The organism is Sporomusa sp., from assembly GCF_057736855.1.
Genome location: NZ_JBYKYF010000060.1, coordinates 1 through 12,708 on the forward strand (window position 1 = coordinate 1; position 12,708 = coordinate 12,708).

General features: G+C 41.4%; 12 protein-coding genes, 1 pseudogene and 1 riboswitch. All 13 genes and pseudogenes read left to right on the forward strand.

The genetic code is table 11. From position 1 onward, the window contains the following. Positions 1-1,925, forward strand: a pseudogene (locus tag AC29Z1_RS05965) (polyribonucleotide nucleotidyltransferase); the annotation flags it as partial. A 234-nt stretch (positions 1,926-2,159) separates the two neighbouring features. Next, a complete protein-coding gene (locus AC29Z1_RS05970; protein ID WP_488270543.1) occupies positions 2,160-2,885 on the forward strand; it encodes a polysaccharide deacetylase family protein in 726 nt (241 codons plus the stop codon). Positions 2,886-3,250: 365 nt separating this feature from the next. Continuing rightward, positions 3,251-4,480, forward strand: a complete 1,230-nt coding sequence (locus AC29Z1_RS05975; protein ID WP_488270544.1) for a glycosyl hydrolase family 18 protein — start codon at positions 3,251-3,253, stop codon at positions 4,478-4,480. Between the two features lie 28 nt (positions 4,481-4,508). Beyond that, the gene (locus AC29Z1_RS05980; RefSeq protein ID WP_488270545.1) at positions 4,509-5,393 is read left to right on the forward strand and encodes an N-acetylmuramoyl-L-alanine amidase family protein; all 885 of its coding nucleotides are present in this window, start codon (positions 4,509-4,511) and stop codon (positions 5,391-5,393) included. A 237-nt stretch (positions 5,394-5,630) separates the two neighbouring features. Then, positions 5,631-6,884 carry a M16 family metallopeptidase gene (locus AC29Z1_RS05985; protein ID WP_488270546.1) on the forward strand — a complete coding sequence of 418 codons (1,254 nt, stop codon included), beginning with the start codon at positions 5,631-5,633 and terminating at the stop codon, positions 6,882-6,884. Positions 6,885-6,893: 9 nt separating this feature from the next. Beyond that, positions 6,894-7,340, forward strand: coding sequence for a dUTP diphosphatase (gene dut, locus AC29Z1_RS05990; RefSeq protein ID WP_488270547.1), 447 nt, complete (start codon positions 6,894-6,896; stop codon positions 7,338-7,340). Between the two features lie 74 nt (positions 7,341-7,414). Beyond that, the gene (locus AC29Z1_RS05995) at positions 7,415-7,735 is read left to right on the forward strand and encodes a hypothetical protein (RefSeq protein ID WP_488270548.1); all 321 of its coding nucleotides are present in this window, start codon (positions 7,415-7,417) and stop codon (positions 7,733-7,735) included. A gap of 8 nt (positions 7,736-7,743) precedes the next feature. Continuing rightward, a complete protein-coding gene (locus AC29Z1_RS06000; RefSeq protein ID WP_488270549.1) occupies positions 7,744-8,016 on the forward strand; it encodes a YlmC/YmxH family sporulation protein in 273 nt (90 codons plus the stop codon). Positions 8,017-8,081: 65 nt separating this feature from the next. Then, positions 8,082-8,768 (forward strand): hypothetical protein, encoded by a 687-nt coding sequence (locus AC29Z1_RS06005; RefSeq protein WP_488270550.1) that lies wholly within the window; start codon positions 8,082-8,084, stop codon positions 8,766-8,768. Between the two features lie 130 nt (positions 8,769-8,898). Next, a riboswitch (Lysine riboswitch) is annotated at positions 8,899-9,070 on the forward strand. A 167-nt stretch (positions 9,071-9,237) separates the two neighbouring features. Beyond that, the gene (gene dapB / locus AC29Z1_RS06010; protein WP_488270551.1) at positions 9,238-10,032 is read left to right on the forward strand and encodes a 4-hydroxy-tetrahydrodipicolinate reductase; all 795 of its coding nucleotides are present in this window, start codon (positions 9,238-9,240) and stop codon (positions 10,030-10,032) included. 52 nt (positions 10,033-10,084) lie between these two features. Continuing rightward, a complete protein-coding gene (locus tag AC29Z1_RS06015) occupies positions 10,085-11,116 on the forward strand; it encodes an aspartate-semialdehyde dehydrogenase (RefSeq protein WP_488270552.1) in 1,032 nt (343 codons plus the stop codon). Between the two features lie 10 nt (positions 11,117-11,126). Further along, positions 11,127-12,407, forward strand: a complete 1,281-nt coding sequence (gene dapG / locus AC29Z1_RS06020; protein ID WP_488270553.1) for an aspartate kinase — start codon at positions 11,127-11,129, stop codon at positions 12,405-12,407. Next, positions 12,361-12,708: dihydrodipicolinate synthase family protein (locus AC29Z1_RS06025; protein ID WP_488270554.1), on the forward strand; the 348-nt coding region annotated here is incomplete at its 3' end. The genes dapG and AC29Z1_RS06025, both read left to right, overlap by 47 nt.

The window sequence follows — 12,708 nt, forward strand, 5'->3', positions numbered from 1 at the left end:
GAACGCTTATATTCAGTTGGTAAAATACCTGGTGGCTTTATCAAACGGGAAGGACGTCCGAGTGAAGCTGCTATTTTAGCTGGCCGTTTAATCGACCGGCCTATTCGTCCGCTATTTGCTGATGGGCTGCGTAATGACGTTCACATTGTAGCTACTGTCATGTCAGTAGACCAAAATAATCCGCCAGATATTCCGGCAATGATTGGTGCATCCTGTGCTTTAGGTATATCTGATATTGTATTTAACGGACCCATAGGCGGTGTGCGCGTTGGGCTAATAGACAACCAGTTTATCTTAAATCCTACCGTAGAGCAGCAAGAGAAAAGTGATCTTAATTTAGTAGTAGCTGGTACCAAAGACGCTATTCTCATGGTGGAAGCAGGGGCTAATGAATTGCCAGAAGAAACCATGCTTGACGCCATTATGTTTGGTCATGAGGTCATTAAAGACATCGTCGCTTTCAGGAAGATATTATCGCCAAAATCGGTAAACCGAAAAAGGAAAAACCGTTATATGAAGTTCCTGCTGAAATTGATGCCGCTATGCGCGAATTTGTAACAGAACCATTAAGAGCAGCAGTAACTAATGTAGATAAACTTGAGCGTGAAGAAAATATCAAAAAAATTAAGAACGAAGCATTAGAACATTTTCTTGCAATGTATCCTGAGAATGAAAGAGACATTAATTATATGTTCCAAAAAATTCTCAAAGAAATTGTACGGAAAATGATTATTGTCGATAAAATTCGTCCAGATGGCCGCAAGCTTGAAGAAGTACGACCCATTTCCTGCGAAGTAGGTCTTTTAGCACGTACTCATGGCTCTGGTTTGTTTACTCGTGGTCAGACACAAGTCTTTACCATTACTACATTAGGCGCTATCGGAGATGAACAGATTCTCGACGGTCTTGGAGTCGAGGAATCCAAACGCTATATGCATCACTATAACTTCCCCTCTTTCAGTGTAGGAGAGACTCGTCCTTCACGTGGCCCAGGTCGCCGCGAAATTGGTCATGGTGCCTTAGCTGAAAGAGCTTTGTTACCTGTAATCCCTTCAGAAGATGAGTTTCCTTACACCATTCGCCTGGTATCTGAGGTACTGGAATCAAATGGCTCAACCTCTATGGGCAGTGTGTGTGGTAGTACCTTATCGCTTATGGATGCCGGTGTGCCTATTAAAGCTCCTGTATCCGGCGTAGCCATGGGACTGGTCAAAGAAGGGGATAACTATACCATTCTAACTGATATTCAAGGTATGGAAGATGCTTTGGGCGATATGGACTTTAAAGTAGCCGGTACTGCTAAAGGGGTTACTGCCATGCAGATGGATATGAAAATATCCGGCATTACTAAAGAAATTTTTCAAGATGCATTGGCTCAAGCAAAACGGGGACGCATGCATATCATGGAAAAGATGCTTGAGGTTATCAGCGAACCCAGAAAAGAACTTTCACCATATGCACCACGTATCATCACCATGGAAATTGATCCTGATAAAATCCGCGATGTCATTGGACCAGGCGGTAAGGTTATTAAGAAGATTATTGATGAAACAGGCGTCACTATTGACATCGAAGATGATGGTAAGGTCTTTATTGCTGCTGTTGATGTTGAGGCTGGTAAAAAGGCAGTAAATATGATTGAAAACCTAGTGCGTACTGTTGAAGTGGGTGCTACTTATCTGGGTAAAGTGACTCGCATTATGAATTTTGGTGCATTTGTAGAGATTCTGCCAGGGAAAGAGGGCCTTGTCCATATTTCGCAGTTGGCGCGCGAACGTGTAGCTAAAGTAGAAGATGTTGTAAAAATTGGCGATGAAATTATGGTTAAAGTAACTGAGATCGATCGCCAAGGCCGTATCAATCTGTCCCGAAAAGAATTATTAAAATCAGACACCAAGGAAACTCGCACCGAAGGCGGAGAGTGAAGTTAACTTAGTACAATGAAATAAAAGGACTGAGTAGAGAATCTACTTCACCTAAACTCACGCCGCCTCTAGAGGCGAGAGTCTTCATTCATGAATTGTATAAAAAAAGAAAGAAAGTATTGATACACGATTAGGGACTTGGCAGTTGCCGAGTCTTTTAATTATGCTCATAAATGCGTACCGTCATTAATACACTGTAGTATATATGTGAGAGTTAGGCAGGAGTTGATTGCTATGCAGTGTAAAATTGTGGTGGTAGGCAAAATTCGCCAATGGTATTTGTATTTTTCTGTTGGTGTTTTTCTGACAATAGCGATGTTAGCCGGTCTGCTCCAGCCGCTGTTGGCGACTACCCAACTGACTAAAGCACCACCGCCTGTTTTTCAGGGCAATCCATCTCGGCCGCAAGTGGCCTTTGCTTGCAATGTATTCTGGGGAGAAGAATATCTCCCAGATATGCTTAAAACCCTGGATAAGAATAATATCCATATTACTTTTTTTATCGGTGGCAGTTGGGCTAATAAATATCCAGAAATACTTAAAGAGTTAGCCAATAGAGGTCACGAACTGGGGAATCACACCTATAGCCACCCGCACCCAAACACTCTCAGCAAAGAAAAAAATAAAGAACAAATAACCAAAACCGAAGAATTAATAAGCAAGCTTACGGGTATAAAAACAAACTTGTACGCACCGCCTTATGGTGAATATAATAATACGGTTCTACAAGCGGCACAGGAATTGCAATACACTACTATTATGTGGAGTATTGATACCGTGGATTGGAAACAACCATCTCCAGAAGTACTTAAGGAGAGGGTACTAAAAAAACTTCATAATGGCGCGATTATTTTGATGCATCCAACTGCGCCTACGGCTCAGGCTCTCCCAAGCCTTATTGAGGAAATACAGAAACGGGGATATACGATAGGGACGGTATCTGATGTACTAAAGGAATAGTAATAGGCAGGCAAAAGCCTGCTTTTTTGTTGACCAAATACAATAAATGTGATAGTATAGTTTACATAAAATATTAACATACAATTTATGCATGCTTTACCAGAAAGCTTGGCTTTCTTAAAACTGGATAAGCACGACTTTGCTTTTGATAAGGTTTACTTCTTTAAAAGATAAGTCTATTTATCCAGAGAGAAAGTATAACTTTCGCTAAGATAAAGGCACAGCGGTTCGGTGCCTTCGCTGACGCTCGGCATAAACCGTGTTTACTTTATACCGCTCCGGGTATAAGGGCAACATCGGCTTCTGCCTTCGCTGACGCTCGGCACAAATCGTGTTTTCTTTATCTTCTGGAATGGAGGTAGCCGATGAAGAATTGTAAGCAGGCAATTGCTTGGTTAGTCATGATGAGTGTGATGATGACATTGGCCCTGCCAGTTACTCCGGCATATGCTTTTTCTGTATCTAGCCTACTAGGACAAACTACTGGAAGTGCTGAGCCCGCCGGGGCTAGCGGCGTGAATACTGGTAAAGGAGTAGTAGATATACTGCTTGGCCTGCTGTTAGGCAAGGTTCTGGGAAATACCTCGAGCAGTTCTGCCACGGTAACAGAGCAAGCTACAAGTTCAGATCGTGGCTTAACTAATGACTTATCAAAAGAACTTGTTGGGTTCTATGCTGAATGGTGGGGAGAAGATACTTCTTCATATCATGCTATGGTTCAACATGCTGATGTAATTAAGACCATTGCTCCGTTTTGGGCCACCATGCAGGCAGATGGTACACTGACAGACCGAGGTGGCAATGATCATATATCGGTGGTTAATACTGCTCATCAGAATGACATAACCGTTTTATTGCTAGTAAATAACGCTAAGCAGGATAATGCAGTGCATAATGTACTGGCAAATCCCGCACTTAGATCGAAAGCGATTGATAATTTGGAAGCTTATATAAAAAAGTATGACCTGGATGGAGTTAATATTGATTTTGAAATCGTACCTGCTCAAGACCGTGATAACGTAACGGCATTTATGCGTGAGCTATACGCTCGACTTAAACCGCAAGGATATATTGTTTCTATTGATGTTTTCCCCAAACAGAATGAGGACAACGATGTGGCGGCGGCATATGACTATGCTGAGTTAGCCAAATATGCTGATAAAATTATGATAATGACTTACGATAATCACGGTACTTGGAGTGGTCCAGGTCCGATTGCTGATATTCGTTGGGTAGAGAACAACCTAAAATACGCGCTTACTTTTATTCCTAAAGACAAGCTCTATCTTGGTATTGCCGCATATGGCTATGACTGGTCTAAACAAGGAGTTCAGTCTTTAGAGTATGACGCGATTATGGATTTGGCCCAGCGTTATGGTAAAACCGTGCAGTGGGATGACACAGCTAAATCTCCGCATTTTAGCTATACCGCAAATGATGGTACAGCGCATACGGTTTGGTTTGAAAATAGCGAAAGCTTGAAACACAAGCTGGCACTTATTACTCAGTATGATATTGCCGGTGCGGCCATGTGGAAACTTGGCGAAGAAGATCCGGCAGTATGGCCGGTATTGAGGGACAAGTTCCGCAAATAACCAACTAAAACGATACAGGAGGTTTGTTGTGTATAAAGAAAAAATAATCATTATAACTATGCTTTTGGTTTTAATATGTAATGTCGTAGTACCTACGCAAGTGAGTTATGCGGCATCTGTGGACAGTGTTTTTAGTAGTTTAACTGCGGCTACTGTTCCTGGAACTGATAGTGGTAGTTCTGGTGGATCTAATGTTGTTGAAAAATTGTTTAGCTTTTTATTTGATAAAATTTTGGGACCTATACTGAATATTTTTGATGGCGGTAAGGCAGCGACAACTTCTCCCAATAATCCAGTAAAAGTAACACCACTGCCATCCAGCGGCGGTGGCTCGATTATCGACAGTAGTGCACTGCGGGGCAAAGTTATTGTTGTTGACCCAGGTCATGGTGGTAGTAACCCCGGGGCAGTAGCTAATAATACCCGGGAGACAGATAATAACTTAGCTGTTAGCAAAAAATTAAGGGACAAGCTGACAAGTGCCGGAGCCAAAGTCATTATGACCAGAGATTCTGACCGTACAGTAGCGGCAGAAGGCAGTTCGCTTGGACAGGAATTAGCAGCAAGGGTAGATATTGCTGAAGCTAATCATGCTGATATATTTGTTAGCATCCATTCCAATTCTAACCCCAATACGGCTATTTCCGGAGTCATGACCTTTTATCCTAGCGGCAGGTCTTCCGAGTTGGCGCGTGAGGTGCAAAACGGTATCATTAAAGAGACTGGCGCTGTAGATAAAGGTATTTCAGCTGGAACTTTCTACGTGCTCCGTAATACTACTATGCCTAGTATCCTAGTCGAAATTGGATTTGTAACGAATGCTGACGAAGCGCACAAATTGCAAGAAGATAGTTATCGCAATAAAATATCTCAGGGTATTTTCGATGGCATAGTAAGCTACTTTAATAAATAACTAAATAATATATAATAAACAGAGATAAAGTAGACTAAGTTTCATGTGCTTTAATCTGAAGTTTAGTCGCTCATCTCTGTTTTTTTCTTTATCAAATTTAGGTATAATAAGGAATATGCTTATGTTGATAAGTTGCTTTATACTTATATATAGTGAATCCAATAAAGATTTTTTCTTGGCATATCGTTAGTAATGCTGATGGAATCTTTAAATTTGGCTTATAGAAAAGGAGAGTTTATGTACCAAAAATCAGTGTTACCTAATGGAATTCGGGTTATTTCTGAAACGATTCCGTACGTCAAATCGGTTAGTATGGGTATGTGGCTAGCCACCGGTTCGCGGTTTGAAAGCGAAGACAATCACGGAATTTCTCATTTTATTGAACATTTATTGTTTAAAGGTACTACCCGGCGGTCGGCTAAAGAGATTGCTGAAACGGTGGACGCTGTTGGCGGTCAGCTTAATGCATTTACTGCTAAAGAGTGTACCTGTTACTATCTAAAGGTGTTAGATTCGCATGCTGAACTGGCAATGGATATTTTAAGTGATATGTTACTACGATCCAAATTTGCTGAAGAGGACATTGAACGAGAACGCCAGGTAGTGCTTGAAGAAGTACACATGTATGAAGACACACCAGATGAATTGGTACACGATATTTATTTGAATACTATTTGGCCTACCCATCCGCTTGGCCGGAGCATTCTAGGTACAATTGGGTCGATTGAGCGGTTTGACCAGTCATTGGTGAAAACATATTATCACGATTTTTATACTCCAGATAACCTAGTTATTGCAGCGGCTGGTAATATAACCCATGAGGCCTTGGTGAATTTAGCAGTAAGTTATTTTGGTGAAATGAAAGGGCAAAGAAAAAATTTGACGATAACAGCTCCGGTGTTTGTTCCGGCGAAAACCGTTATCAATAAAGATACAGAACAAGTACATGTGTGTTTGGGAACCGTAAGTGTACCGCAAGATAGTCCTGAAATATATTCGGTGCATATTCTGAATAATATTCTAGGTGGCGGGATAAGTTCCAGACTCTTCCAAACTATCCGGGAAGAACGGGGACTGGCATACTCAATTTATTCATATCAGACTAACTATCGTGATGCTGGCTTATTTACGATTTATGCTGGTACGCGTCCATCCAATGTAAATCAAGTATTAGATCTTATTATAGAAAATCTAAGAGAATTTAAAGAAAAAGGAATTAATGAGCAAGAGTTAATGAAGTCTAAGGAACAAATTAAAGGAAGTTTATTGCTGGGCCTGGAAAGCTCAAGCAGTAGGATGTCGCGTATTGGTAAATTAGAAATTACTCTAGGCAAAATTATTTCATTAGATGAAGTGGTAAATAAAATTGATAGTGTAACTTTAACTGATGTCAACCAGATGATTGAACAAATGTTTACTGTGGAACCGTTGTCCTTTACTGCCTTGGGTCCTATTGATTCTGACCAAATTATTACTGACTTTCATATTTAGAAGGAGATCATGATGACAAGAGGGTTTGAAGTAGTTAGTCAATATAAGGATTGTGATATCTCGTTACCTGTACGCAAAACCGCATGCAGTGCCGGATATGATATTATGGCTGCCCAAGATGTTACTTTATATCCAGGCAAGGTGACTTTGATTCCAACAGGGATTAAAGCATATATGCAAGAAGATGAATATTTGGGTATTCATCTTCGTTCTGGGTTAGCCATTAAACATAGTTTGAGTTTAATCAATGGACAAGGAATTATTGATGCAGATTATTATAATAATCCTGATAATGAAGGACATATTTTAATTGGCATATTTAATCATGGTAACGAACCATTGACTATTGCAAAAGGGACTAGAATCGCGCAGGGTATTTTTTATAAATATCTAAAGGCTGACAATGATTGCGCAGTCGCTCCTCGGACAGGAGGCTTGGGAAGCACTGGAATATGAAGCAAGATTAACTTTTACTCATATTCTGCTCGCAACCACCATATACATGGTAGAAACCGGTTAGGGGGGATACTGTGTATACTTGGGTGGCGTTAGTAGTAATCGTTTTGCTTGTTATGGGTTCAGTATGGCTGCGTGTCTGTCGCTCACGTACTTCACTTGAAGGTGTACCGCTGGTAGAACCCAAGCCCTCACCATTTTCCAACGCGCTACAGGACTTAGTAGCTACTGCCGGTGGGGTCTATCTTTCCATGATCATGATTGTTTCCTTCCTAAAAATTGAAGTGCCAGAAAAAATCACAATCAGTATATTATCATTTGATCCTTTAGCTATGACGGCGATTGCTGTGGCCGTTATTCAGCCGGTTTTTAGTAAACTATTTGATAGTAAGTAGGTGCGGATATGCGGATAAGTGAGCTGGCAGGAAAAGAAGTTATTAATCTGGGTGATGGTGCCCGATTGGGGATAATCAGCGAGTGTGAAGTTACGTTTGATAGTCAGACAGGTGTTATAGGTTGTTTGCTATTACCGAAACGAAGAACAATCTTTAATTTTTTCGGGGATAGCCAGATAACTTCAATTCCTTGGCAGGCTATCAAGCGAATTGGTGACGAAATTATTATTGTGGATTTAAATAATACGTATGAGCGGCTGTATTCAACGTTTAGGGAATAAAATATGCAGACATGGTCAACCTAACATTAGATTGTATCCAAAACTAATGTTAGGAGGCTTCAGGGATGAAGAACACAAACAGTTACAGTGGCGAAAATCAAGAAAATCAAATAGCCGGTAATGTGAACAATCAGGCAATGAATCAAACTACGGGACAAGCCGAAAATACTTTGGCCAATAGCTATACAACTACTCAGTTTCAACAGGCAAATGTTTCAAATCAAACTACATCTGGCACTATGCAGGCAAATCAGGGAAATGCGCAGGGAGTTAAAAGCGTAATTGGTATGTTTGATTCTCGCCATAATGCCGAACAGGCGGTTAAGGCATTAAGAACCCAAGGGTTTACAACTGAAGAAATTAATATTGTTTCTAAGAAAAATAATCAACAACAAGGGCAACATGGTGACTATTTTGAAGACGATATTAGCGATGGTACACTTACAGGCGGTACTATCGGCGGTATTGGCGGATTGCTTCTTGGAGCCGGTGCTTTGGCTATTCCAGGAGTAGGTCCAATTTTGGCTGCCGGACCGATAGCGGCTGCTTTAAGTGGAGCTGTCGCAGGTGGCATTGTCGGCGGTTTAATCGATTGGGGGATTCCGGCGGAGGCAGGAAAACGTTATGAGCAGCATGTTGTGCAAGGTGGAATTTTGACGATTATTCGATCTGACGCTACTAAGGCTAACCAAGCTGCTCAGATTCTTCGCCAAAATGGGGCCAAAGATGTTGAAACTCATGCACTAGGTTAAGTAAATCTAGGCTTGTCCCTCATTTTTACTCACATAGTCTCCCTAAATAGACTGTTTTTAATATTTATTTGACAATGTTGGAACCTTTGATATACAATGTGTATAAAATGAATAAGCAACATCCTTTACTGGATGAAGTAGAGGTGCGGGTGTTAAGAGTACTTTCAAGGAGAACGGCATCAATGAGCTGAAAGGAAAGGAGCAACCGCCGAAGTAAGAAAGACTGCCAAGTCTTTTTTACTGGTCTTATATCTAATAGGTTTAAGACTGTCACCATTATTTGGTGGAGTGCTATCTCATCTGATCAGAGGAAATATACATTTGTATTTTCCAAAGGTTAGACCAACCCTGTCTTTTAGGCAGCCGGTGAGAAAAGCACTCACCGGCTGTCTTATGTTTATGCTTTTGTCGGACTTTTAATGACAAGAAGCGAAGTTTTTTTTTTATATTAATGGGAGGTGGACAGTGTTTGATTAGAGTAATGGTATGTGGTGCTTATGGCAAAATGGGGAGAGAAGTACTGCGTGCAGTTCATGAGGACCAGCAGTTAAGTATAGTTGGCGCGGTCGATATCAACTCGGATTTTGCCGACGTAGGGGAACTTATCGGCGCAGGTAAAACCGGAGTCACGGTTGGCAATGATTTGCTTACGGTTATTAATGAAACCAAGCCACAGGTTATGGTCGATTTTACCAACCCGGAATCAGTTATGAATAATGTTAAATTGGCAATTGAAAATGGTGTGTGTCCAGTTGTTGGTACTACTGGGCTGACGGAAAGCGATATTAATGAAATCCGTGAATTATGTGCAGTTTCTAAAGTAAACGCCATTATTTCTCCGAATTTTTCCATAGGTGCCATTCTCATGATGAAGTTGGCACAAGAAGCAGCAAAATATTTGCCTCATGTCGAAATTATTGAAATGCATCATGACCAAAAACTTGACGCTCCTTCGGGTACTGCCCTGAGGACTGCAGAGCTGATTGCCAGTGTGCGAGGTGAGATGCGTCAAGGGCATCCAAATGAAATCGAGAAGCTGCCTGGAGCTCGTGGTGGAAACTTCGCAGGAATTAGGCTGCATAGTGTTCGGTTGCCCGGGTATGTTGCTCATCAGGAAATCATTTTTGGCGGATTAGGACAAACGCTTTCTATTCGCCATGATGCTATCTCTCGGGAATCCTTTATGCCGGGAGTTATACTGGCTTGTAAAAAAGTATTAACTGTAGATGGGCTAATTGTTGGCCTTGAGCATATAATGGATTAAAGTTTTGTAGAGCAGCACAAAATAATGTGAAAAGCATGGGGGAGTGGCTTACATGAAAAAATATAATGTTGCAATTGTAGGGGCAACGGGAGCGGTAGGTCAGGAATTTCTAAAGCTTATTGAAGAACGTAATTTCCCGTTTAATGAATTACGATTATTGGCATCAGAGCGTTCAGCCGGGAAATCCGTTCCGTTTATGGGAAAAAACTACATAATTGAAGAAGCAACACCAGATTCGTTTAAAGATATACAAATTGCTTTGTTTGCTGGTGGTTCCATCAGCAAGACTCTGGCACCTGAGGCGGCTAAACGTGGAGCTGTAGTTATCGACAACTCCAGTGCTTTTCGCATGGATCCAGAAGTACCTTTAGTAGTGCCTGAAGTTAATCCGGAAGCCATAAAAAATCACAAAGGAATTATTGCCAATCCTAACTGTTCAACCATTATTATGGTCATGGCCTTGAAACCTATTTATGATGCTGTTGGAATAAAACGGATTGTGGTTTCAACTTACCAGGCTGTTTCCGGTGCTGGCAAAGAGGCTATTGATGAACTGACAGATCAGGTTAAAGCAATTATGGAAAATCGTCCTGTAGAAGCTAACATATTGCCAAGTGCTAGCCTGCCCAAGCATTATCAAATAGCATTTAACCTGTTACCACATATAGATGTCTTTGTCGAGGACGATTATACCAAAGAAGAAATGAAAATGGTGCATGAGACTCATAAAATATTTAATGATTACACCATTGGCATAACTGCGACTACTGTCAGAGTACCAGTATATAGAAGCCATTCTGAATCGATAAACATCGAACTGAACGGTCCGTTGTCTCCCCAAGAGGCAAGGCAGCTATTGGCTAAATTTCCCGGTGTTATTGTACAAGATAATCCAGCCGAAATGCTTTATCCTATGCCATTGTATACTTCTGACCGCAATGAAGTATTTGTTGGTCGTATCCGCCCGGATAAAACCGTTCCTTATGGGCTGAATATGTGGGTAGTTGGTGACCAAATTCGAAAAGGCGCAGCCCTGAATGCTGTTCAGATTGCTGAGTATATGATTGAGCATAACTTAATTTGAGGTGTACAAAATGCGAATACTTGTCCAAAAGTTCGGGGGCACATCGGTAGCGTCACCCGAAGTGCGGGAACTTGTCCTGCGTAAAATTCAAAAAGCGCGGGAGCAGGGGTTCAATCCAGTTGTTGTGGTATCAGCCATGGGGCGCCAGGGAGCTCCTTATGCTACCGATACATTAATTGGTGTAGCACGGTCTGTATATAAAGACATCGCGGCACGCGAACTGGATCAGATTATGTATTGTGGTGAAATGATTTCAGCCGTGGTAATGGCTGGCACATTACAGGCTGCTGGTATTGATGCTGTTATGTTAACCGGAGGCCAAGCCGGGATTATTACTGATAGTAATTTTAATGATGCCCGTATTGTAAGATGTGATCCAACACGGATACTTAGTCTGTTGAAGCAAGGGAAAGTTCCCGTCGTATGTGGTTTCCAGGGTATAACAGACGAAGGTGAGTTTACCACTTTAGGTCGAGGCGGTAGTGATACAACTGCTTCTGCCCTAGGTGCAGCACTCAATGCGGAAATGGTTGAAATATATACTGATGTTGATGGCATCATGACAGCAGATCCACGAATTGTAGAGAATGCAAAAATTCTTGATTGTATAAGTTATGGTGAAGTGTGTCAACTGGCTCATCAAGGAGCTAAGGTCATTCATCCACGGGCAGTGGAAATTGCCATGCAAAAAAATATTCCCCTTGTAGTAAAATCGAACTTTAGTGATGCCCCTGGTACCTTAATTACCAATATTTCCCAAGAAGAAACAACTGAAGCAGCCGTAGTTGACAGGGTGGCTACAGGTGTAACTTACCTGACCAATATTGCACAGATCAGAGTGTATCTTGATGATAGCATGGGGAGTGATGCGAGTTTTGTAGTTTTTAAAACCATGGCAGACAATAATATTAGTGTAGATTTAATTAATGTTCATCCCGGTCAAATTATGTTTACAATTGCTGCGGATCATGTAGAACGAGCCTCAACCAAACTTAAAGAGCAAGGATATACTATTGAGGTATTAGAAAACTGTGCAAAAGTTTCAGTAGTTGGTGGCGGAATGCGAGAAGTACCTGGAGTCATGGCAAATTTTATCGAATCGTTATCCCGTAACAAGATTGCCATTTTACAAACGGTAGACTCTCATACTTCTATTTCTGCACTAGTACCCCAAAGTGATGTGGAAGTTGCTGTTAAGTCGCTTCATGAAAAGTTCGGTTTATCAAAAATAAGGGGAGAGTATCATGAGGAATTTCGGACGAGTTTTAACCGCAATGGTAACCCCGTTTAATGATGACTATAGCGTAAATTACAATGAAGCCGCTAAACTAGCGAATCACCTTGTAAATAATGGTTGTGATGGGATTGTTGTAGCCGGCAGCACTGGCGAATCAGCTACCCTGACAAAAGACGAGAAGTTAGAATTATTTAGGACAGTATTGGAAGCCGTAGGTGACAGGGCTACTGTTATTGCGGGAACTGGATCAAATGATACCCGAGCGTCAATTGAACTGACCAAGGAAGCCGAGAAAATCGGTGTACATGGGGCTATGCTTGTCGGTCCTTATTATAATAAACCACCGCAAGAAGGA

Coding starts and splice junctions, on each gene's coding strand:
- AC29Z1_RS05985 (WP_488270546.1), top strand. CDS start 5,631: ATGTACCAAAAATCAGTGTTACCTAATGGAATTCGGGTTATTTCTGAA.
- AC29Z1_RS06015 (WP_488270552.1), top strand. CDS start 10,085: ATGAAAAAATATAATGTTGCAATTGTAGGGGCAACGGGAGCGGTAGGT.
- AC29Z1_RS05970 (WP_488270543.1), top strand. CDS start 2,160: ATGCAGTGTAAAATTGTGGTGGTAGGCAAAATTCGCCAATGGTATTTG.
- AC29Z1_RS06000 (WP_488270549.1), top strand. CDS start 7,744: ATGCGGATAAGTGAGCTGGCAGGAAAAGAAGTTATTAATCTGGGTGAT.
- AC29Z1_RS06005 (WP_488270550.1), top strand. CDS start 8,082: ATGAAGAACACAAACAGTTACAGTGGCGAAAATCAAGAAAATCAAATA.
- dapG (WP_488270553.1), top strand. CDS start 11,127: ATGCGAATACTTGTCCAAAAGTTCGGGGGCACATCGGTAGCGTCACCC.
- dut (WP_488270547.1), top strand. CDS start 6,894: ATGATGACAAGAGGGTTTGAAGTAGTTAGTCAATATAAGGATTGTGAT.
- AC29Z1_RS05975 (WP_488270544.1), top strand. CDS start 3,251: ATGAAGAATTGTAAGCAGGCAATTGCTTGGTTAGTCATGATGAGTGTG.